The organism is Streptomyces sp. NPDC002276 (assembly GCF_053891435.1).
The window spans coordinates 415,886-437,024 of the sequence record NZ_JBSFCQ010000001.1; the positions used below are offsets into that span (position 1 = coordinate 415,886).

Genomic DNA, 21,139 nt, shown 5'->3' on the forward strand with positions numbered 1-21,139 from the left:
ACGCGTCCTTTCGCGGGCACATCCTCAAAGTCGTCGGCCGTTGCGGGGAGCGGCCCGGGAGAGCCGGAACCAGTAGAAGCCGTGCCCCGCGAGCGTGAGCAGATACGGCAGTTCACCGATCGCGGGGAAACGCACCCCGCCGATCAGCTCCACGGGATGCAGTCCGTCGAACTCCCGCAGATCCAGCATGGTGGGCTGCGCGAACCGCGAGAAGTTGTGCACACAGAGCACGAGATCGTCCTCGTACTCGCGCAGGAACGCGATCACCGCCGGGTTCGTCGACTGGAGTTCCGTGTACGTGCCGAGGCCGAACGCCGGGTTCTGCTTGCGGATCTCGATCATGCGGCGCGTCCAGTGCAGCAGCGAGGAGGGCGACGACATCGACGCCTCGACGTTGGTGACTTGATAGCCGTAGACGGGATCCATGATGGTCGGCAGGAAGAGGCGCCCCGGATCGCAGGAGGAGAAGCCCGCGTTGCGGTCGGGCGTCCACTGCATGGGGGTGCGGACGGCGTCGCGGTCGCCGAGCCAGATGTTGTCGCCCATGCCGATCTCGTCGCCGTAGTAGAGGATCGGCGAGCCGGGGAGGGAGAGCAGCAGGGCGGTGAACAGTTCGATCTGGTTGCGGTCGTTGTCCAGCAGAGTCGCCAGGCGCCTGCGGATTCCGATGTTGGCGCGCATGCGGGGGTCCTTGGCGTACTCGGCCCACATGTAGTCGCGTTCCTCGTCGGTGACCATTTCCAGGGTCAGCTCGTCGTGGTTGCGCAGGAAGATGCCCCACTGGCAACTCGACGGGATGGCCGGGGTCTTGGCGAGGATTTCGGAGACCGGGTAGCGGGACTCGCGGCGAACGGCCATGAAGATGCGGGGCATCACGGGAAAGTGGAACGCCATGTGGCATTCGTCGCCGCCGCTCTGGAAGTCGCCGAAGTAGTCGACGACGTCCTCGGGCCACTGGTTCGCCTCCGCCAGCAGCACGGTGTCGGGATACATCGCGTCGATCTCGCGGCGGACGCGCTTCAGGAAGTCGTGACTGGCGGGCAGGTTCTCGCAGTTGGTGCCTTCGGCCGCGTAGAGATAGGGCACGGCGTCGAGGCGGAATCCGTCGATGCCGAGGTCCAGCCAGAAGCGGAGGGCGGCCAGGATCTCTTCCTGCACGGCCGGGTTCTCGTAGTTGAGGTCCGGCTGGTGGGAGAAGAAGCGGTGCCAGAAGTACTGCTTGCGGACGGGGTCGAAGGTCCAGTTGGAGGCTTCGGTGTCGACGAAGATGATGCGGGCGTCGGGGTACTGCTTGTCGTCGTCGGCCCACATGTAGTAGTCGCCGTAGGGGCCTTCGGGGTCTTTTCTGGACTCCTGGAACCACGGGTGCTGGTCGCTGGTGTGGTTCATGACGAAGTCGATGATGACCCGCATGCCCCGCTGGTGCGCGGAGTCCACGAACTCGACGAAGTCGGCGAGGTCCCCGAACTCGGGGAGTACTGCGGTGTAGTCGGAGACGTCGTAACCGCCGTCCCTCAGCGGGGACTTGAAGAAGGGGGGCAGCCAGAGGCAGTCGATGCCGAGCCACTGGAGGTAGTCGAGTTTGGCGGTGATGCCCTTGAGGTCACCGATGCCGTCGCCGTTGCTGTCCTGGAAGGAGCGGACCAGGACCTCGTAGAAGACGGCGCGTTTGAACCACTCGGGGTCCCGGTCCTTGGCGGGAGTGTCCTCGAAGGTGTCGTGGACCGGTTCGTTGACAGTCATGAAGCTCTTGACCCTCCGCTCTGTGTGGACCGCCGGACGTGGAACACGTGCGCCGGGGCCCGGCCGGGTTCCAGACGCACATAGTTGGTCCTGCCCCACTGATAGGACTCACCCGTCAGTTCGTCGTGCACCGACATGGATTCGTGTGATTCCAGGCCGAGTTGCGGCATGTCCAACGAGACCGTGGCTTCCTGGGTGTGGTGCGGATCGAGGTTGACGACCACCAGAACCGTGTCCACACCAGTGGTCTTGCTGTACGCGATCACCGCGTCGTTGTCCGTCCGGTGGAAGCGGAGATTCCTGAGCCGGCGCAGCGACGGGTGGCGACGCCGGATCGCGTTGAGCGACGCGATGAGGGGAGCGATGCTACGGCCCTCACGCTCGGCGGACTCCCAGTCGCGGGGCCGGAGTTGGTACTTCTCGGAATCGAGATACTCCTCGCTGCCCGGCCGGAGAGCGGAGTTCTCGCAGAGTTCGTAGCCGCTGTAGACCCCCCATGTCGGGGAAAGGGTGGCGGCCAGTACGGCCCGCAGTTCGAAGGCGGGTCGGCCGCCGTGCTGGAGGAACTCGTGGAGGATGTCGGGGGTGTTCACGAAGAAGTTGGGCCGCATGTAGGCGGCGGCTTCGTCCGCCAACTCACTCAGATATTCGGTGAGTTCCGCTTTCGTGTTGCGCCAGGTGAAGTAGGTGTACGACTGCTGGAAGCCGACCTGGGCGAGGGTGGCCATCATCGCGGGGCGGGTGAACGCCTCGGCCAGGAAGATCACGTCGGGGTCGGTGGCGTTGATGTCGCCGATGACCCGCTCCCAGAACACGACCGGCTTGGTGTGCGGGTTGTCCACGCGGAAGATCCGTACCCCGTGGTCCATCCAGTGCCGCAGCACCCGTACGGTCTCGGCGACCAGGCCGTCCAGGTCCCGGTCGAAGGCGATGGGGTAGATGTCCTGGTACTTCTTCGGCGGGTTCTCCGCGTACGCGATCGTCCCGTCGGGGCGGTGGTGGAACCACTCGGGGTGCTTGTCCACCCACGGGTGGTCGGGGGAGCACTGGAGCGCGAAGTCGAGCGCGATCTCCAGGCCCAGCTCACCGGCCCGCGCGACGAACGCGTCGAAGTCCGCCAGGGTGCCCAGTTGGGGGTGGATCGCGTCGTGGCCGCCCTCCGGGGAGCCGATCGCCCAGGGCACACCGACGTCCTCGGGCCCAGCGGACAGCGTGTTGTTCGGACCCTTGCGAAAGGCCGTTCCGATCGGATGGATCGGCGGGAGGTACACCACGTCGAAGCCCATCGCCGCGATCGCGTCGAGTCGCCGCGCGGCCGTGCGGAAGGTGCCGTGGGGTTCGGCAGCCGTGCCCTCGGAGCGGGGGAAGAACTCGTACCAGGAGCCGTAGAGCGCACGCTCCCGCTCCACCAGCAACGCGCGCGGCTCGGAAGCCGTGATCAACTCCCGTAGTGGGCAAGCCTCCAGCGCCCCCTCCACCTCCGGCGTGAACGCGGCCACGAACCGTGTTCCCACCGGCAGTGAGTCGTCGCGGAGCGTCTCCGCGGCGGCCAGCACCGCGGCCCGTGCTGGTCCCTCGGGCACCCCGGTGGCGGCGCGCGCGTGCAGTTCCGCGCCCTCCTCCAGCATCAGGCCGACGTCGATGCCGGCCGGGATCTTGATGCGGGCGGCCTTGCGCCAGGTGGTGATGGGGTCGCCCCAGGCCTCCACGACGTAGGACCAACGGCCCGTCGTGGCCGGGGTGACCTCGGCACCCCAGCGGTCGCTGCCGGGGGCGAGTTCACGCATCGGGGTCCACGGGCCGGGGCGGCCGTCGGGGTCGTAGAGAACGACGTTCGCGCCGATCGTGTCGTGGCCCTCGCGGAACACGGTGGCGGTGACCTGGAACCACTCGCCGACGACCGCCTTCGCCGGGCGCGCGCCGCTGTCCACGGCCGGGCGTACGTCACGTACCGGAATGCGTCCGATCGGTGCCGGGGTCGCGTTCATGGGTCTCACCTCCGCCGTGCTCGTGGCCGGGCTGTTCACCCGGTGGGGGGCCAAGCTGCGCCGGAAGGGGGACTACCTTCCGGCCGGGGAACGCCGGTCGACGGTGACGGCGGCGGTGACGGGTGGCCCGCGGTGTACGACGGCCGTCGTACGGGGGCGTCCGTTCTGCTCCTGGAGGTACGAGCCCACACTGCTGCTGCTCAGATAGCGTTCGGCGGCTTCCGAGGCCTCGCGCGCGCAGCGCTTCCCCATCAGCACGCACAGGGTGTAGCCCGAGTCCTCGAAGGTGGCCCGCGCTGTCCGGTCGCCCGGCGACGCGAGCATCACGCGTTCCCACACCCGGTAGCGCCGCAGTTGGCGGGCCACTTCGGCTTTGGCGGGTAGCAGCATGGCGCTGTTCACCTTTCGCCTCGGCGGACCGCGTTCCCGACCGTCGGGTGGCGGCCGTGCGCGGAGCGGCATGGCTCCGGCACGGCAGTCGAGGCTTTCACTCATGGTGCACAGGTGATGACCAAGCGTCTTGTTGGATCTTCAACTATCGATCCTCAACCGCCCCGCCCGTCGCTCGTGTTGCACGAATGGCCTAGCGCTCGCACCCTGGAGCTGACTCAGAAGCGATCAGTGCTCACGCTTCGTGTTCGGGGCCCCGGCCCCGCAGGGCGAGGGGAAGCGCGAGCTTCGCCGGTAGGGAGCCAACGAAGATGAAGACCGCAGTGCCCTGCTACTACCACCTCGACGTGGAAGTCAGTCCGGAACGGGTCGGGCAGGTCAGGCGCATCCTGGCCGCCCATCTCCGCCTCTGGGACCTGGACGTTCTCGTGGACCCCGTCTGCCGCGGCGCCGAGCTGCTGCTGCGGGCCATCGACGAGCACGCCACGGACAAGGACACGTCGATCGAGCTCTGGTGGAACGGCCAGCACCTGATCACCGCCATCGGCGACAACGACCGCGATCTGCGCCCGGACCAGGACCTGCGCGCCTGTCTCGCCCGGATCGCCGCGATGAGCGACGGCTGGGGCTGCTGCGCCACCGACACCGGAAGCAAGGTCATCTGGTTCTCGCAGCGCGCCCCCAGCGGCGAACGCGTCCCGCGCGTCCCGAGGACACCGGCACCGCGCCTGCGGGAGATGCTCCGGCTGCCCCGCGCGCTACCGGCCGCTCCGCCGGCCCGTCCGACGCGTGGCGTCCTGGAGGACGCCCGGTGACCGCGAGCCCGCGCCGGAAAGGGGTGTCCGTGTGGAGCGGGCACCCCTATCCATTGGGTGCCTCCTACGACGGGAAGGGCACCAACTTCGCACTGTTCAGCGAGGTCGCCGAACGCGTCGACCTCGTCCTCGTCGAGGACGACGGCAGCCACCGGAACGTCCGGCTGGCCGAGGCGGACGGCTTCGTGTGGCACTGCTACCTGCCGGGCATCGGCCCGGGGCAGCGCTACGGCTACCGGGTGCACGGCCCGTGGGCTCCGGCCGTCGGACACCGCTGCAACCCGGAGAAGCTGCTCCTCGATCCGTACGCCCGGGCGGTGGACGGACAGATCGACAACGACCCCTCGCTGTACGAGCGTTCGGCGGGACCCGCCCCCGGCGACAGCGCCGGGCACGGCATGCTCGGCGTGGTCACCGACCCCGCCTTCGACTGGGGCGACGACCGCCCGCCCCGGCGCTCGTACGCCGACACCGTGATCTACGAGGCCCATGTGAAGGGGCTGACCCGCACCCACCCGGAGGTCCCGGAAGAACTCCGGGGCACCTACGCGGGACTCGCGCACCCGGCCGTCGTCGACCATCTCGTGTCGCTCGGGGTGACCGCCGTCGAGCTGATGCCGGTGCACCAGTTCGTGCAGGACGGGGTGCTCCAGGACCGCGGACTGTCCAACTACTGGGGCTACAACACGATCGGCTTCTTCGCGCCCCACAACGCGTATGCCGCACACCGCGAACGAGGCGGACAGGTAACCGAGTTCAAGGCGATGGTGAAGGCGCTGCACGCCGCCGGACTCGAAGTCATCCTCGACGTCGTCTACAACCACACCGCCGAGGGCAATGAGGAAGGCCCCACCCTCTCGTTCCGGGGCATCGACAACGCCTCCTACTACCGTCTGGTGGACGGCGATTGGGGCCACTACTACGACACGACGGGCACCGGGAACAGCCTGCTGATGCGGCACCCTTACGTCCTTCAGCTGATCATGGACTCGCTGCGCCACTGGGTCACCGAGATGCACGTCGACGGTTTCCGTTTCGACCTCGCGGCCACGCTGGCCCGGCAGTTCCACGAGGTGGACCGGCTGTCGGCGTTCTTCGACCTGATCCAGCAGGACCCGGTGATCAGTCGCGTCAAGCTCATCGCCGAGCCGTGGGACGTGGGGGAGGGCGGCTACCAGGTGGGCAACTTCCCGCCGCTGTGGTCGGAGTGGAACGGCAAGTACCGGGACGCCGTACGGGACTTCTGGCGGGGCGGCGAGCACACGCTCGGCGAGTTCGCGTCCCGGCTCACCGGCTCCTCCGACCTGTACCAGCACAGCCGGCGACGGCCGCGCGCCAGCGTCAACTTCGTCACCGCGCACGACGGGTTCACCCTGCGCGACCTGGTGTCGTACAACGACAAGCACAACGAGGCCAACGGGGAAGGGAATCGGGACGGCGAGAGCGGCAACCGGTCCTGGAACTGCGGAGCCGAGGGCGACACCGACAACCCCGCCGTGCTGGAACTGCGCGCCCGGCAGCAGCGCAACTTCCTTGCCACGCTGCTCCTTTCGCAGGGCATCCCGATGCTCGGCCACGGCGACGAACTGGGCCGCACCCAGCGCGGCAACAACAACGCCTACTGCCAGGACAACGAAGTCTCCTGGATCGACTGGGAGTTGACCGACGAGCAGCGTGAACTCGCCGCGTTCACGCGGTATGTCATCGGGCTGCGCGCCGCCCATCCCGTGCTGCGCAGGCGCCGGTTCTTCCGCGGCGAGACCGCCGTGCACCCCGGACAACCGCTGCCCGACCTGGTGTGGCTGCTGCCCGACGCCCGCGAGATGAGCGACCGGGACTGGCAGCGCTCCGACGCGCACTCGGTGGGCGTCTTCCTCAACGGCGACGCCATCGCCGAACGCGATCCGCACGGCGGGCCCGTCGTCGACGACTCCTTCCTGCTCCTGCTCAACAGCTACTGGGAGCCCGTCGGCTTCCGGCTCCCGGACCTCACCTACGGCGAACGCTGGACGACCCTGATCGACACCGCCGAGCCCCAGGGCACCCCGGACGAGACGGAACACAAGGCCGACACGGAGATGGCGGTCGAGGCCCGGAGCCTCGTACTGCTGTCGCGGCCCGCCCGGCGCTGAGCGTCAGGGTGGCCCAGGCTGTGTCCGCGAAGTCTCTCCGCCAGAGGGGGTGCCCCCAGCCCCGGGACGCCCGGCACGGCCCGGCACGCTGCCCCGTGGGCGGTGCCGCCGGCCTTGCTCCGGGAGCCTCCCGGAGCACGCACCGGACGCCCGCGATGCCTGCCCGGCGCTGAGCGTCAGGGGGCGTCGCGCGAGGTCACCGTGAACTGGGCGCCGTCCGGGTCGCGCAGTACGGCCTCGTGGTCGGTCTCGCGCAGGATGCTCCCGCCGTGCGTGGCCACGACCCGGGCGCACGAGCGGATGTCCGAGACCGCGAAGTGGACCTGCCAGTGCGGGCGGACGGTCGGGTCGGGCGCCGCCTCCAGCGCACCGGACTCGATCCGTGCCACGACATTGCCGCCGCTGCGCAGGACGACCTCGCCGCCCTCGTACCGGACCTCGCAGCTCGCCGGGTCCGCCGACGCCCAGTCGAGGATCTCGCCGTAGAAGATCGCCGCGTCGAAGGCGTCCCGGGTGTGCAGGCGGACGAAGGCCGGGGCCGAGCGGCGCCAGGTCTCCCAGCCGCCCATGAGGTCGCCCTCCCAGATGCCGAAGGTCGCGCCGTCCCGGTCGGCGAGGAGGGCCGCGCGGCCGGGCGGGAAGGACAGTGGGCCCACGGCGACCGTGGCGCCGCGCTCGCGGACCCGGGCCGCGGCCACATCCGCGTCGGGCACGGCGAAGTACGGCGTCCAGGCCACCGCGATCTGCCACATGGAGGCCACCGCGCCCAGGCCGGCCACCGGAATGTCGTTCGCCGTGGCGATCCGGAACTGGTCGCCGAGCCGGGCCGAGCGCCACTTCCAGCCGAACACGGCCTCGTAGAACGCCTCGGTGGTGTCCACGTCGCGGCTCGTGAGACTCACCCAGCAGGGGGCGCCGAACATCGAACGGGTGGAGACGGCGTCCGGCTCACCGAGGGACGGATTCCTGTCGTGGTTCATGGCAGTCGCGTTCCGATCTCCCGGACCGGCGGCCACCGGTCTCCTCCTCAGTGTCCAACCGGAATCGGTCCCGCTGCCTCCCGAGCGGGGGTCTTGACCATCCTTTTGGGTTAGTTACCTCTGCTAAAGAGGTAATCTCCGAGTGTGGAGACGGAGAACTTCCCGGAAGAGCTGGCCGACGCGCTCGTCGGTGTCCAGCGGCTGATCCGCAGGCGACTGCGCGGCGAGATGACCCTGCCGCGACTGCGCGGTGCCGAGGTGGAGCTGCTGCGCCTGGTTGAGATCAGGCCCGGCATCGGCATCTCGGAGGCGGCCAAGGAGCTGTTCCTCGCGAGCAACTCGGTGTCGACCCTCGTCAACCAGCTCGCCCGGGACGGCTTCCTGATCCGCGAGACGGACCCCGCCGACCGGCGCGCCGCCCGCCTCCAGCTCACAGAGACGGCCAAGACCCGCCTCGGCGACTGGCACGCACGGCGCGCCGCTCTCGTCCGCAGCCAGGTCGACCGTCTCGACCAGGCGGACCGGGACGCGCTGCGCGCGGCGATCCCGGCCCTGCACCAACTGGCCGTCAATCTGCACGAGGAGGCCGAGGAGTCATGACGCCGGACACCGACACCGACACCGAGCGGTCCGCAGCCGTCAGCTGCACCCGGCTCGCCTACTCCTTCGGCGAGACCACCGCGGTGGACGGGCTCGACCTGTCCGTGGGGGAGGGCGAGGTCTTCGGACTGCTCGGTCCCAACGGCGCCGGGAAGACCACGGCCATCCGCTGTATCACCACCCTGCTCCCGGTCCCGGCGGGCATGGTCCACGTCTTCGGCCACGACACGGCCAAGGAACAGATGTCGGTGCGCCGCATGCTCGGCTACGTCCCGCAGCAGCTGTCCGCCGACAGCGGGCTCACCGGCCGCGAGAACGTCGCTCTCTTCGCCCGCGTCTTCGACGTCCCGCGCAGGGAACGCGCCGCCCGCGTCGCCCAGGCGCTGCGGGCCGTCGACCTCACCGACGCCGCCGACCGGCTCGCCAACACCTACTCCGGCGGCATGGTCCGCCGCCTCGAACTCGCGCAGGCCCTGGTCAGCGCGCCCCGCCTGCTCATCCTCGACGAGCCCACCATCGGCCTCGACCCGATCGCCCGCACCAGCGTGTGGGAGCACATCAACGCCGTGCGCGAGGCCACTGGCATGACCGTCCTGGTCACCACCCACTACATGGACGAGGCCGACCAGTACTGCGACCGCGTCGGCCTGATGCACCGCGGCCGCATCCGCGCCCTGGGCACCCCGGACCAGCTCCGCGAGGGCCTCGGCGAACGCCGCCGCGCCGAAGGTGCCCCCGCCACCGATCCGTTGCCCACCCTTGAGGACGTCTTCCGGGACATCGCCGGCAGCGGTCTCGAAGACCAGTCAGGAGGTTTCCGCGATGTCCGAAGCACCCGCCGCACCGCGAACCGCGTCGGCTGACCCCGCCCCCGAGTACGACCTGAACCTGCTGCTCATCCCGCCCCAACCCCGGTCCGGCTGGCGCCTGTTGCCCGCCCGCGTGATCGCGATGTGCGCGGTCGAGCTCCAGAAACTCCGCCACGACCGTACCGAGTTGTACACCCGAGCCGTCCAACCGGCCCTGTGGCTGCTGATCTTCGGCCAGACCTTCACCCGCATCAAGGCGATCCCCACCGGCGGCATCCCCTACATCGACTACCTCGCCCCGGGCATCATCGCCCAGTCCGCGATGTTCATCGCCATCTTCTACGGCATCCAGATCATCTGGGAACGCGACGCGGGCATCCTCAACAAGCTCCTCGTCACCCCCACCCCCCGCTCGGCGCTGATCACCGGCAAGGCCTTCGCGGCCGGGGTGAAGTCACTGATCCAGGCCGTCGTCGTGGTCGTCATCGCCGCGATCCTCGGAGTCGCGCTGACCTGGAACCCGCTGAAGCTGATCGGTGTCGGCGCGATCGTGATCCTCGGCTCGGCCTTCTTCTCCTGTCTGTCGATGACCATCGCCGGCATCGTCCTCAGCAGGGACCGGCTGATGGGTTTCGGACAGGCGATCACCATGCCGCTGTTCTTCGGCTCCAACGCCCTCTACCCGGTGGCGATCATGCCCGGCTGGCTTCAGGCGGTGAGCAAGGCGAACCCGCTCAGCTACGAAGTGGACGCCCTGCGCGGGCTGCTGCTCGGCACCCCGTCGCACGTGGGCACCGACTTCGCGGTCCTGCTGGTGGCCGCCGCACTCGGCATCGCCGCCGCCTCCTCGCTCCTCGGACGGCTGGCCCGCTGATCTTGCCGGGGACGTGATGTGCGGCACGCCCCCGACCGCGGTTCGGTGGCCGAAAAGCGGATTCTTCCTGCGCACGGCTTGATCAGTGATCAAGCGGGCGAAAACGCTGGCCACAGCGCATTCCGCTCATTTGACAGTGCGCTGAGCACACAGATAGGAAGCAGCTCTCTGAGGTCGAGAGGGTGCATTGTGTACGAGCCGAACGTGGTCGGGGACTGGCACGAGTACGACGAACATGCCGGTCTGCGTGTCCGCGTCCACAGCCTGGCGGCTGCCGAGCCGCCGCGTGGACGCGACGACGCCGCCGAGGGGCTGACGTATTTCACTCTCCGTGTCACCGTCGAGAACCGTGGCTCCCGGCACCTAGGCATCCACCTGGAGGACGGGCAGATCGACGTCAGGGTCGGCCCGGACGGTGAGAGCGCCTTCATCGACTGGCGCAGCTCGCAGTTCATCGAGGGCTTCGACGTCTATCCGCTGCGCCGCGCCACCGCCGTCGTGTACGCGGCCGGCGCGGAGGCCTCCCTGAAGCAGGTGGACGTACAGGTGCAGCTGCGGGTCGAGGAGGAGTGGACCGAGCGGCGCCTGTGGGCGGGCGGTATCGGTCTGTGCGAGGAGGCCGTCGCGGCCGGTGCCGGGCGGGACGGCCTGGCGCACCAGGTGAGCAAGTTCCTTCGCGACCAGGCGGAGCCCGGTACCCCCTGAACCGTCCAGGCGTCAGTGCGGGATGCCGTCGATGATCTCGCGGGCGCCCTGCCGCAGCAGCGCCACCGCCACCGAGGTGCCGAGCGTCGCCGGGTCCAGCCGTCCCGCCCACTCGTGGGCGTTGAGCCGGGTCTTGCCGTCCGGGGTGAACACACAGGCGCGCAGCGACAGTTCGCCACTCCGGTCGACCTGGGCGTACCCGGCGATCGGGCTGTTGCAGTGCCCCTGGAGGACATGCAGGAACATGCGCTCCGCCGTCGCCTCACGATGCGTCTCGGGGTGACCGAGCGCGCTGATCGTGTCGATGACGTCGGTGTCGCCCTCACGGCACTGGAGGGCGAGGATGCCCGCGCCGATCGGAGGCATCATCGCCTCGGCGGACAGCACCTCGGTGGCCACGTCCAGCCGGTCGATGCGCTCCAGGCCCGACATCGCGACCAGCAGCGCGTCCGCCTCGCCCGCCGCGAGCTTCTCCAGCCGCCGGTTGACGTTGCCGCGGAACGGCACGCACTCCAACTCCGGGTGGGTGGCGGCCAATTGCGCCACCCGGCGGACCGACGAGGTGCCGACCCGGGTACCGGCCGGCAGCTCGTCGAGGGCCAGCCCACCGGGGTGGACCAGTGCGTCACGGATGTCGTCCCGCTTCAGGAACGCGGCGAACGTCGTACCGGCGGGCAGCGGCCGGTCGGCGGGCACGTCCTTCATGCAGTGCACCGCGAGATCCGCCTCCCCCGCGAGCAGCGCGGCGTCCACCTCCTTGGTGAACGCCCCCTTGCCCTCGACGGCGGACAGATCGCCCATCCACTTGTCGCCGGTCGTCTTCACCGGCACGACCTCGGTACGCACCTGTGGGTGAAGGACGGCCAACTCGGCGCGGACACGCTCCACTTGGGCCAGCGCCATGGGCGAGTCGCGGGAGACGATTCGGATCAGTTCGGGCACGGACATGCGAACACGATAGACCTTCCGACACGTCCCCCGACGCAGCACCGGTCAACTCAAACCCCTCGTACCCCCCGAATCAGCCGAGCGGCTCGCTGATCTCCACGGCCCGCACCGCGGCGACCAGCGCCGTTTCGTCCCCCACGTCCAGGGCGGTGTCCGTGAACTTGATGACGTGTTCGTCGCCATGGGCGACAGCACGTTCCAGCACCTCCTCGGCGGTGAGGCGCCGTGACGTCTTGTACCCGATCGGCTCACTCGGGGTGTACATCGCGGTGACCGCCGCCGCCGCCGTCCACGCCGCCCGCAGGCTCGGGGCCCACAGCTCCCGGGGCAGCGCGTCGAGGGTGCGCAGCACCGCGTTGGGCGCCGTCGCCGCGTGCACCAGCATGGTCGGCTCGCCGTGTCCGTGCGTGGCGTAGCGATGCGTGGCCGCGCGCACCAACTCCGTGAGCCGCTCCCGCGCCGCGTCCGGATCGCTCACCTCGCCCGCCCAGACGGGCAGTTGGCGTACGGCGTCGAGCCTGGCCCGGAAGCCGGCCGGCCCCTGGACGATGGGCGGCACGGCGTCGAGGGAGTCCGCGGCGCCGCGGCCACCGGGCAACGACGCGATGCCCGACACGGGTTGGTACCGCGCGGCCCAGTAGCCCAGACCGTGCGCCAACTCCGTGAGCCTGGGCTCGTTCTCGTCAGCGCCGAGGGCCCGTACGGCATGGCCGACCCGGATGACGGGATGGGTGGCGCCCGCGGTGATCCCGGGCAGCAGCCGCGGCCACCACACGGCGAGGACGCCCCGCCAGGGGTGTTCGGCGAGGGAGCGGGAGAAGTGGTCGATCCAGTCGGCCGCTCGGCGCGGATCACCCAGCGCCGAGGGCCAGTTGTCGTCCGTGACGGGGGCCACCGGATCGGGGAAGTCCTCCAGCTTGTCCCGGTAGAGATCCAGCCAGTGGTGCACGGCCCCGGCCCGCCCGTGCGCGGCGAGCGCCTCGGCGACCATCGGGGCGTGGTTGCTGAGCCAGCCGTTGCGCTCGGGCCCGGTGGAATGCAGTCGTTCTAATGCCTCTTCCAGCGTTCCGCTCGTGTCCATGCCCGGCACGCTAGGCGCCACGGCACGACGGCAGATCGGACCGGAGACGGAAGAAGCACCCACCTGTGGTCCTACACCCGAGGACCCAAGCGGATCGGACAGCGCCCACGCTCACTCGGTCAGCACGATCGAGATCACGCGGTGCCCCCGTCCGTCGGCGGCCACGACGGGTTCCCCCGGCCGCCCGTCCACCGTGCACGACCCCACCCGGCTGCCACCGCCGCTCAGCGTGACATCCAGCGTCGTGCCCCGGTACCGCAGCCCGCGCAGACTCACCGTGCCCCAGGCCGGGGGCAGACACGGGCGCAGCCGTAGGGACTCGTCCGTGAACGTCAGACCGAACAGGCCGTCGTGGATCAGCCGCAGATACGCCGTCGCCGACCAGGTCTGGTCGGGTTGGGACACGAAGTGGTTCGCGTGGCCACTGGCACCGCCCTGCCAGCCGCCGTCCACGGCACCGGTCACCGAGTTGTACAGCTCGTAGAAGCCGCCGCTCGTGGCGATCAGACCGGCGAGGGTGTCGACGGCGAGGGCGAACGGTCCGGTGCGGCCCGCGTCGGCCGCGGCCTGGCCGTACAGCCCGTGGACCATCGGCCACACCATCACGTTGTGCCGTCCAGGACGCCGGTCGTCGAAGCGCGGGAAGTGCGGCCAGACGTTGACGATGCCGTACGGCTGCCAGTGCGTGGCGTCGAGGATCCGGCCGGCGCGTTCGGTGTCGGCGACGCCGAGGAGGACGGCGAGGGCCAGTCCCGCGCCCTCCTGCGAGGTGTCGAGGTGTCCGGCGAGGGGGCCCTCGCCGTGGACGAGGTAGCCGTAGGTGCCGGCGTCCGCGCGCCACAGGTGCCGGTCGATCGCCGTGCGCAGATTCTCCGCGTCCGAGCGCAGGGAGGCGGCCTGTACGGGGCGGCCGAGGGCCTCGGACATGGCGGCGAGGGCGAGATGGGCGCCGTAGTAGAGGCAGTTGGTCGACAGGCACATCAGTTTGTCGGTGTGCGGGTGGTCCAGGACGAAGGAGGAGTGGACCGAGGTCGAGGCGGGCGGGCTCGGGTAGCCGGAGATGCCGTCGTTCATGAAGCCGGGGCCCTCGAAGAGGCCGAGCGACGGGTTGAGGTGCTGGGCGCGGCGGGCGGCGAGGGTGCGCGCGGAGGTGTCGTGGGCCTGGGTGAGGAAGGCGCGGTCGCCGGTGACCAGGTAGTGGTGGTGGGCGGCCAGGACCCACACGATCTGGTCCCACCACTGGTTGTCCTGCTGGACGACGAGGCCGTCCCGCGCACGGTCGACCACGGACCACAGGGTGTTGCGGGCGACCTCCGGCGCGAGCAGGCTGACCCCGCTCCACGCGTTGACGGCCGCGTCCCGCGTCCAGCGCTGGGGCGCGGGATAGCCGCCGCCCGCCCGGACGATCGTGCCGGGCGGGTAGCTGAGCAGTCCGGCGTGGTCGTACACCGAGCGGTCCGCGCCGATGGTGTTGGCGCCGGACACGGACCTGAGCGCGGACGAGTACAGGGCGCCGAGCCGGTGCTGGGTGGCCGGGTCGTCGAAGGCGAGGGTGGGCATGGTGTATCCGTTCCCGGGGTCCGGGCCCTGCGCACCCGCGGGGATGGCCGTAGCTCCGGCGATGCCCAGCGCGATCAGGAGAGCCCGCCGCGAGACCCTGCGTTCAGCTGCCACGTTCCGTCCTCTCGGGCTCCCGGGGTCGAGATGGTCCCGGGAGCCCTGAGAACGATGGTGCCCTGTGGACGGTACCGTCAGGCGGCGGGGTCGAACGTGATTCCGGACGGCTTCGCCGAGGTGAGGTGGGCCACGAAGTTGGCGTCCTTGAGCCCGAAGTTCGCGCTGCCGAAGTCGTAGGCGCTCAACTTGTCGCGCAGGCCCGCCGGGTAGCCGTTCCAGCCGACGAGCGGCGGGTACTGCCAGGTGTGCTTGTCGTTCTCCGGCGGCTCGTCGTTGGCGTTCGCGAGGCGGAAGTCGTGCGTGCCGATGCCGTCCTTGTGGTAGACGATCTTGGCGTGCGTGCCGTCGAAGCGGACGTCGGAGGCCGCGTGCACGGTGAAGGAGCCGTGGTTGGACGTGGACACGTACTGGATCGTGCCGTTCTGCACCCACACCACGACGTGTTCCCAGTCGTTGCGGTGCCCGCCGATGCTGGAGTTGGCGATGGCCTGGTCCTTCTCGAAGTACAGGCCGTACATGTACGCGCACCAGCCGTTGTTGCACTTGTAGCGCGAGTAGCTGTTGGTGTTGTCGAGGTCCGAGGCGTCGTGGCACTCGCCGCTGAGCGAACCCGTGGGGTTGAGACCGCCGTTGATGGTCCCGTCGGGGCCGATCGCGGGCGTCGGGTAGCAGCCGTCCGTGTCGTAGTCGAAGGCGGGCAGATACGTCTTCTCCGCCGTCTCGGCGTTCGCGGGCAGTGCCGTGGGCGGGGCGGCGAAGGCGGCGGAGGGGAAGGCGACGACGAGCACGGCGGCACCGCCGAGACCGGCGAGCCACCTCCTGCGGCGGGTTCGGGACTTCTGGGACGACACTGCGTCCTCCTCTTGGGCGCAGCCCGACGGCTGTGGATGACGGGGGCTGGGGGTGGAAAGGGCTTTCAGAGTCCCTAGTTTTCATGTACGCGCCAAGGGGGTGAGGTGTCACGATGGTGACACGGCGCCCAATACTTGATCTTCGCAAGTTCATCGGCCGTCGGGCAGGTCGGCGGCCGACTCCTCCGGTGCCAGGTCGGGGCGCAGCCGCAGCCAGGACGGCTGACGCAGCATCCCGGCCCGGGTACGGGTGCTGTAGCGGACCTCGCCGACCAGCCGGGGCACCACCCAGCGCGCCCCGGCCACCGCCGGTACCGGATCGAAGGGGCAGCGGTCGGTACCGGCGGCCCCCAACAGCGCGGCGAGTTCGGCACGTTCGGCCTCGCTCCAGCCCGTGCCCACGTTGCCGACGTACCGCAGCCGTCCCGCCGCGCGCTGCCCCACCAGCACCGCGCCCGGCAGCCCCGACAACCGCCCCTTGCCCGGCACCCACCCGCCGACCAGCACGTCCTCGCTGCGCAGATTGCGGATCTTGATCCAGGCCCGGGAACGCACCCCCGGCTCGTACGCCGAGTCCAGCCGCTTGCAGACCAGCCCCTCCAGCCCGTGCTCACGCGTGGCCCGCAGCGCCTCGGCGCCATGTCCCGTGAGCGCGGCGGGAGTTGACCAGTTCGGGCCGTGCGGGTCGAGGCGCTCCAGCTCGGCACGGCGATCGGCGTAAGGGAGGGTGAGGAGCGGCCTGTTGAGGTGCGGGACGTCGAACAGCACCAGATGGACAGGGGTGTTCGCGGCTCGATGTGCCGCGAGTGCGGGCGATTGGGCCAGGCCCATCCGGTTCTGCAGCAACTGGAAGTCGGCGCGCCCCTGTTCGTCCAGGGCCAGCACCTCACCGTCCAGGATCACCCGCGTGCCGCCCAACTCGCGGCCCAGGGGCAGGAGTTCGGGATAGGCGCCGGTGATGTCCGCACCGGAGCGGGCGCGCAGCAGGACGCTGCCGTCGCCGGGGAGGTACACCAGGACGCGCTGGCCGTCCTGCTTGGTCTCGTAGGCCCAGCGAGCGTCCTGCCCGGCGGGCGGGAGGGTGCCGGGCGTGGCGAGCATGGGTGCGATGCGGGGGAGGGGCACGCCACAGGTGTCGACGGCGGGCGGGGGCGGCACGCCTCTTCGGCGGGGGTTTCGCCTGAACGGGCGCCGCGTCAGAGGTCGGAGCCGGATGGCGGCGGAGCCTGCACCAGCCCCGACTGGTAGGCCATCACGACGAGTTGGGCCCGGTCGCGGGCGTCCAGCTTCGTCATCGCGCGGTGCACATGGGTGCGGACGGTCAGCGGGCTGACGTAGAGCCGCTCGGCGATCTCGTCGTTCGAGTGGCCCTCGGCCGCCATGGCCATGATCTCGCGTTCCCGGGCGGTGAGGACGCCGAGCCGGTCGGGCGTCGCCAGCCGGGCGCTCGGCGTGGGGGTGGCCAGGAAACGGGTGATCAGGGTGCGGGTGGCGAGCGGGGAGAGCAGGGACTCGCCGGACGCGACCGTGCGGATGCCCGCGAGCAGTGCCTCGGCGGTGACGTCCTTGCCCAGGAAACCGCTCGCGCCCGCCCGTAGCGCCTGGGCCACGTACTCGTCGACCTCGAAGGTGGTGAGGATGAGGACACGGGTGTCGGACAGTGCCGGGTCGGCGCAGATGGCGGTGGTGGCGGTCAGGCCGTCGGTGCCGGGCATGCGGATGTCCATGAGGACGAGGTCGGGGCGGTGCGCACCGGCCAGCGCGATCGCCTCGGCGCCGTCGGCCGCCTCGCCGACCACCTCCATGTCCTCACAGGTGTCGATCAGGATCCGGAAGGTGGCCCGTAGGAGGGCCTGGTCGTCGGCGAGCAGCACGCGGATGGTCATGGGGTTCTTTCTTCCGGTTCCAGGACGCTGGGGTACAGCGGCAGTTCGGTCGTGACCTCGAAGCCGCCCTCGACCCGGTGCCCGGCCCGCAGGGCACCGCCGACCGACCGGGCGCGCTCCCGCATCCCGATCAGCCCGAAACCCTGGCCCGGGGGCGGCGCCGGGACGGTCGTCGCCCCCGGGCCGTCGTCGGACACGGTGACGGTCAGCCGGTCGCGGGAGTAGCGCAGGCGCACCCGCGCCGACTCGGCCGTGGCGTGCTTGCTGACATTGGTGAGCGCCTCCTGCACGATCCGGTACGCCGTCAGGTCCACCCCGGCCGACAGCGGGCGCCGCTCGCCCTCCGTGGTGACGGTGACCGTGAGTCCGGCGGTGGCGAACGAGCCGGTCAGCTCGGCGAGTTGGGCCAGCCCCGGACTCGGGGCGAGCGGTGCGCCGGGATCGTCGGCCCGGCGCAGCAGACCCACCGTGCCCTTCATCTCACGCAGCGCGGAGGACGTCGTACCGGCGAGTTCCGTCAGGATCCGCTGTGCGTGGTCGGGGTGGGTGCGCGCCAGGTGGGCGGCGGTGCCGGCCTGGGCGTGTGCCAGGGCCAGATGGTGGGCGACGACGTCGTGCAACTCCCTCGCGATGCGCATCCGTTCCTCGGCCACCCGGTGCCGCGCCTCCTCCTCCCGGCTGTGCTCGGCGTAGTCGGCGCGCGCCTGCACCGCCTCCAGGTAGGCGTCCCGCAGCCGGAGCGCGTTCCCGGCGACCACCGGCAGCAGCAGCCAGGCGGCCGGGCCGACCGTCTTGAACGGCCAGGGGTGATGCATCGGGTCCATCAGCGTCGCCGTGGTCACCACCAGCACGACCGACGCGAGGAAGTAGCGGCGGGTCGTCCTGCGGCGGGTGAGGACGGCCAGCCGGTACAGGGCCAGCATCAGCGGCCCCAGCATCAGCGGGGTGAGGAGGCAGCCCAGCGCGGCGGCCCCGGCGGCGGTGACCGCGGTGACGGCGACGACCGCGCGGGGGTGGCTGCGCTGCCAGAACAGGGCCGCGCAGGAGACGGTGGCGAGCGCGATCGTGGGGGCCACCGCGTCGGGCCCGGGACCGCGCGGCGTGTTCAGCTCGCTGCCGAAGAGGAACATGGCGAACAGCAGCACCGCCGACATGGTGTCGACGGTGCGGATGTGCTCGTCCGCGTAGCGCTGCCAGCTGTGCTGCATCGGTGTCTCCGGTCGGTCTCCTGGTTCCATGGTCGGCGATGCCCGGTCCTGACCTGGGGCCGGGCATCGCCGGTGGGGTCCGGGGACGGCCACCGGGGCCGCCCGCGTCACGCTCTGCGGGCGGCCCGTCGGGGGAGGGGCGGAGTCAGGCACGGTGATGGGTACCGCGGGTGCCCCGGGGGTGAGCGCCTCGCCCTCGACGTCGATGTCCGGCAGCAGCCGGTCCAGCGGGCGCGGCAGCCACCAGGCGCCCCGGCCCGGCAGCGCCGGTACGGCGGGCACGATCGCCGTTCGCACGACGAAGGCATCGAGCTGTACGGCCGCCGCGAGCCCGAGGCCGATCCCCGAACAGGGTGACCAACCACCGCCGCCAGAAGGCGAGTTGGCCCAGTCGATGGCGAAAAGTAGTCACGGGACGGAGTGCTCCACATCTACTCTCGGGGACCGGTCCAGACTCGCGGCCGGACCCACGTCCCGTCGTCGTGCGGCTGCCGACACTCGCGGCTACTGAGAACGCAGTACGCGCCACCGGCCGTGTCATCCCCTGGCACGACCGGCGGCGCGCGTGTCACACGTTCTGCAGATAGGCCAGCACGGCCAGCACCCGGCGGTGCCCGCTGTCGCTCGGCGGCAGGCTCAGCTTCAGGAACACATTGCCGATGTGCTTGCTGACCGCGCGTTCCGTGACGACCAGGGACTTGGCGATCGTCGTGTTGTCGTGGCCCTCCGCCATCAGCTTCAGCACCTCGCGCTCGCGCGGGGTCAGCGAGTCCAGCGGTGAATTACGGCGCCGGGTCAGCAACTCCGTCACCACCTCGGGGTCGAGCGCCGTACCGCCGGCCGCGACCCGGTCCAGCGCGTCGAGGAACTCGTCCACGCGGCCGATCCGGTCCTTGAGGAGATAGCCGACCCCGCTCGCCCCGACGCCCAACAACTCGGCGGCGTACGACTCCTCGACGTACTGCGACAGCACCAGCACCGGAAGGCCCGGGATCTTCTCCCGTGCCTCCAGCGCGGCCCGCAGCCCCTCGTCGCGGAAGCCGGGCGGCATCCGCACGTCCAACACGGCCACGTCCGGCCGGTGTTGGAGCAGCGCGGGCAGGACCTCGGGCCCGCTGCCCGCGACGGCCACCACCTCGTGCCCCGCCGACGTCAGCAGGAGGACCAGGCCCTCCCTCAGCAGGGCGTTGTCCTCGGCGATCACGACCCTCATGACAGTCCCGCCTCAACTACGCTCACCAGACGCACGGCAGCTCCACTTCGATCACGGTAGGTCCCCCCACGGGGCTGGTCACAGTCACACTGCCGTCGAGCGCGGCGACCCGGCGCTGCATACCCAACAGCCCCGATCCGCCCGCCTCGTCGGCGCCACCCCGGCCCTCGTCGCGCACCTGGACGCGCAGTCCGGTGCGGGCGCGGGCGAGATGGACCTCGGCGCGGTCGGCGCCGCTGTACTTGGCCGCGTTGGTCAGCGACTCGGCGATCACGAAGTACGCCGCCGCCTCCACCGCCGCCGGGGCGCGCGGCCCGTCGTGTCCGTCGGTCAGCCCGTCCACGGTCACACTCACACCGAGCGCGCTGCTGGCGGCCAGCGCGCGCACCGCGCCGACCAGGCCGCGGTCGGTGAGGATCGGCGGATGGATCGCGCGGACGACGTGCCGCAGATCCGTCAGCGCCTCCTCGGCCAGCGTCTGCGCCTCGTCGAGCATCCGCCGGGCCGCCGCCGGGTCCTGGTCGTAGGCCCGCTTGGCGAGACCGATACGCATCGACAGCGACACCAGCCGGGCCTGCGTCCCGTCGTGCAGATCTCGCTCGATCCGGCGCAGCTCGGCCCCGTGCGCGGCGATCGCGCCCGCCCGGGTCTGCACCAACTCCTCGACCCGTACGGCCAGTTGGGCCTTCGGCGAGGGCTTCAGCAGCGCGGTCGACCACTCGGCGTCCAGGTCCGCGAGCCGGCTGATCAACGGCAGCACGACGGCCTCGCGGCGCAGCAGCCCGCACCACACCCCGTCGACGACCAGACCCAGCGGCCACAACGGCAGCATCAGCACGGGCAGTGCGCCGTAGCCGTAGTAGGCGACCATCCAGCGGAAGTCGGTCAGCGTGCTCGGATCACGGACCGCCGTGCGCAACCGCTCCCGGATCGTGCCGTTGAGCGGCTGGTACGCCTCGGGGATCTTCCGCCCCGTCCAGGCGCCCGCCTGCTGCCGCTTGGCCCCGGCGATCCGCCGTATCAGCAGCACGGTCTCGGGCAGCATGAACGCGCCGACCACTGTGACCGTCAGGATCGCGGTGATCAGGAGCACGGTGACGAAGATGTACGACCCGAAGGCCATCGCGGCGGAGATGACCAGTTGGAGTGTCGCCCGGCCCGCCTGCCGCAGGGTTGCCCGCATGGAGATCAGATTAGGCCCAGCGGGCGGCCGGGGCGGGCGTGGATCGCTCGGCAGTG

Annotated in this window: 19 protein-coding genes; 6 read left to right on the top strand and 13 right to left on the bottom strand. The window is 70.6% G+C overall.

What is annotated here, in order from left to right; genetic code table 11:
* Positions 1 to 24 precede the first annotated feature (24 nt).
* From treS to ACWIHT_RS01945, 3 genes are all read right to left on the bottom strand, one after another.
* Positions 25 to 1,743, bottom strand: coding sequence for a maltose alpha-D-glucosyltransferase (gene treS, locus ACWIHT_RS01935; protein ID WP_456163348.1), 1,719 nt, complete (start codon positions 1,741 to 1,743; stop codon positions 25 to 27).
* Positions 1,740 to 3,731 carry an alpha-1,4-glucan--maltose-1-phosphate maltosyltransferase gene (locus ACWIHT_RS01940; RefSeq protein ID WP_456163350.1) on the bottom strand — a complete coding sequence of 664 codons (1,992 nt, stop codon included), beginning with the start codon at positions 3,729 to 3,731 and terminating at the stop codon, positions 1,740 to 1,742. The genes treS and ACWIHT_RS01940 overlap by 4 nt, the downstream gene beginning before the upstream one ends.
* Before the next feature lie 72 nt (positions 3,732 to 3,803).
* The gene (locus tag ACWIHT_RS01945) at positions 3,804 to 4,121 is read right to left on the bottom strand and encodes a DUF5133 domain-containing protein (RefSeq protein WP_427917742.1); all 318 of its coding nucleotides are present in this window, start codon (positions 4,119 to 4,121) and stop codon (positions 3,804 to 3,806) included.
* Positions 4,122 to 4,432: 311 nt separating this feature from the next.
* Here ACWIHT_RS01945 and ACWIHT_RS01950 point away from each other — a divergent pair, with 311 nt between their 5' ends.
* On the top strand, positions 4,433 to 4,936 hold the full coding sequence (locus tag ACWIHT_RS01950; RefSeq protein WP_456163352.1) for a pep a2: 504 nt from the start codon (positions 4,433 to 4,435) through the stop codon (positions 4,934 to 4,936).
* Complete coding sequence (glgX, locus tag ACWIHT_RS01955; protein WP_456163354.1) at positions 4,933 to 7,068, top strand: glycogen debranching protein GlgX; 2,136 nt, start codon at positions 4,933 to 4,935, stop codon at positions 7,066 to 7,068. Before ACWIHT_RS01950 ends, glgX begins: the two co-directional genes overlap by 4 nt.
* Positions 7,069 to 7,244: 176 nt before the next feature.
* Here the strand turns inward: glgX and ACWIHT_RS01960 are convergent, their stop codons facing one another.
* Entirely contained in the window at positions 7,245 to 8,048 is an 804-nt protein-coding gene (locus tag ACWIHT_RS01960) for a VOC family protein (protein ID WP_456163356.1), read from the bottom strand.
* 144 nt (positions 8,049 to 8,192) lie between these two features.
* On the opposite strand from ACWIHT_RS01960, the gene ACWIHT_RS01965 reads away from it, so the two are divergent.
* The 4 genes from ACWIHT_RS01965 (at position 8,193) to ACWIHT_RS01980 (ending at position 11,036) form a co-directional block, all read left to right on the top strand.
* A complete protein-coding gene (locus tag ACWIHT_RS01965) occupies positions 8,193 to 8,648 on the top strand; it encodes a MarR family winged helix-turn-helix transcriptional regulator (RefSeq protein WP_456163358.1) in 456 nt (151 codons plus the stop codon).
* Complete coding sequence (locus ACWIHT_RS01970; protein WP_456163360.1) at positions 8,645 to 9,511, top strand: ABC transporter ATP-binding protein; 867 nt, start codon at positions 8,645 to 8,647, stop codon at positions 9,509 to 9,511. Before ACWIHT_RS01965 ends, ACWIHT_RS01970 begins: the two co-directional genes overlap by 4 nt.
* Entirely contained in the window at positions 9,471 to 10,331 is an 861-nt protein-coding gene (locus tag ACWIHT_RS01975; RefSeq protein WP_456163362.1) for an ABC transporter permease, read from the top strand. Before ACWIHT_RS01970 ends, ACWIHT_RS01975 begins: the two co-directional genes overlap by 41 nt.
* 189 nt (positions 10,332 to 10,520) lie before the next feature.
* Positions 10,521 to 11,036: a hypothetical protein gene (locus tag ACWIHT_RS01980; RefSeq protein ID WP_456163364.1), complete on the top strand. Its 516-nt coding sequence runs from the start codon at positions 10,521 to 10,523 to the stop codon at positions 11,034 to 11,036.
* A 12-nt stretch (positions 11,037 to 11,048) separates the two neighbouring features.
* On the opposite strand, the gene hemC is transcribed toward ACWIHT_RS01980, so the two are convergent.
* The 9 genes from hemC to ACWIHT_RS02025 all read right to left on the bottom strand — a co-directional run bounded on the left by hemC (position 11,049) and on the right by ACWIHT_RS02025 (position 21,083).
* Positions 11,049 to 11,984 (bottom strand): hydroxymethylbilane synthase, encoded by a 936-nt coding sequence (hemC, locus tag ACWIHT_RS01985; protein ID WP_456163366.1) that lies wholly within the window; start codon positions 11,982 to 11,984, stop codon positions 11,049 to 11,051.
* A gap of 73 nt (positions 11,985 to 12,057) precedes the next feature.
* Positions 12,058 to 13,065, bottom strand: a complete 1,008-nt coding sequence (locus tag ACWIHT_RS01990) for a questin oxidase family protein (RefSeq protein ID WP_456163368.1) — start codon at positions 13,063 to 13,065, stop codon at positions 12,058 to 12,060.
* Between the two features lie 111 nt (positions 13,066 to 13,176).
* Positions 13,177 to 14,739: an MGH1-like glycoside hydrolase domain-containing protein gene (locus ACWIHT_RS01995; RefSeq protein WP_456163370.1), complete on the bottom strand. Its 1,563-nt coding sequence runs from the start codon at positions 14,737 to 14,739 to the stop codon at positions 13,177 to 13,179.
* A 77-nt stretch (positions 14,740 to 14,816) separates the two neighbouring features.
* A complete protein-coding gene (locus ACWIHT_RS02000) occupies positions 14,817 to 15,593 on the bottom strand; it encodes an NPP1 family protein (RefSeq protein WP_456163372.1) in 777 nt (258 codons plus the stop codon).
* 150 nt (positions 15,594 to 15,743) lie between these two features.
* Positions 15,744 to 16,718: an ATP-dependent DNA ligase gene (locus tag ACWIHT_RS02005; RefSeq protein WP_456163374.1), complete on the bottom strand. Its 975-nt coding sequence runs from the start codon at positions 16,716 to 16,718 to the stop codon at positions 15,744 to 15,746.
* A gap of 71 nt (positions 16,719 to 16,789) precedes the next feature.
* Positions 16,790 to 17,479, bottom strand: a complete 690-nt coding sequence (locus tag ACWIHT_RS02010; protein WP_456163376.1) for a response regulator transcription factor — start codon at positions 17,477 to 17,479, stop codon at positions 16,790 to 16,792.
* Complete coding sequence (locus ACWIHT_RS02015; protein ID WP_456163378.1) at positions 17,476 to 18,984, bottom strand: histidine kinase; 1,509 nt, start codon at positions 18,982 to 18,984, stop codon at positions 17,476 to 17,478. The genes ACWIHT_RS02010 and ACWIHT_RS02015 overlap by 4 nt, the downstream gene beginning before the upstream one ends.
* 271 nt (positions 18,985 to 19,255) lie before the next feature.
* Entirely contained in the window at positions 19,256 to 19,900 is a 645-nt protein-coding gene (locus ACWIHT_RS02020; protein ID WP_456163380.1) for a response regulator, read from the bottom strand.
* A 22-nt stretch (positions 19,901 to 19,922) separates the two neighbouring features.
* Positions 19,923 to 21,083: a histidine kinase gene (locus tag ACWIHT_RS02025; RefSeq protein ID WP_456163382.1), complete on the bottom strand. Its 1,161-nt coding sequence runs from the start codon at positions 21,081 to 21,083 to the stop codon at positions 19,923 to 19,925.
* Between the last annotated feature and the right edge of the window lie 56 nt (positions 21,084 to 21,139).

Coding starts and splice junctions, on each gene's coding strand:
- ACWIHT_RS02010 (WP_456163376.1), bottom strand. CDS start 17,479: ATGACCATCCGCGTGCTGCTCGCCGACGACCAGGCCCTCCTACGGGCC.
- ACWIHT_RS01975 (WP_456163362.1), top strand. CDS start 9,471: ATGTCCGAAGCACCCGCCGCACCGCGAACCGCGTCGGCTGACCCCGCC.
- ACWIHT_RS02025 (WP_456163382.1), bottom strand. CDS start 21,083: ATGCGGGCAACCCTGCGGCAGGCGGGCCGGGCGACACTCCAACTGGTC.
- hemC (WP_456163366.1), bottom strand. CDS start 11,984: ATGTCCGTGCCCGAACTGATCCGAATCGTCTCCCGCGACTCGCCCATG.
- ACWIHT_RS01945 (WP_427917742.1), bottom strand. CDS start 4,121: ATGCTGCTACCCGCCAAAGCCGAAGTGGCCCGCCAACTGCGGCGCTAC.
- ACWIHT_RS02020 (WP_456163380.1), bottom strand. CDS start 19,900: ATGAGGGTCGTGATCGCCGAGGACAACGCCCTGCTGAGGGAGGGCCTG.
- ACWIHT_RS01950 (WP_456163352.1), top strand. CDS start 4,433: ATGAAGACCGCAGTGCCCTGCTACTACCACCTCGACGTGGAAGTCAGT.
- ACWIHT_RS01970 (WP_456163360.1), top strand. CDS start 8,645: ATGACGCCGGACACCGACACCGACACCGAGCGGTCCGCAGCCGTCAGC.
- treS (WP_456163348.1), bottom strand. CDS start 1,743: ATGACTGTCAACGAACCGGTCCACGACACCTTCGAGGACACTCCCGCC.
- ACWIHT_RS01990 (WP_456163368.1), bottom strand. CDS start 13,065: ATGGACACGAGCGGAACGCTGGAAGAGGCATTAGAACGACTGCATTCC.
- ACWIHT_RS01960 (WP_456163356.1), bottom strand. CDS start 8,048: ATGAACCACGACAGGAATCCGTCCCTCGGTGAGCCGGACGCCGTCTCC.
- ACWIHT_RS01940 (WP_456163350.1), bottom strand. CDS start 3,731: ATGAACGCGACCCCGGCACCGATCGGACGCATTCCGGTACGTGACGTA.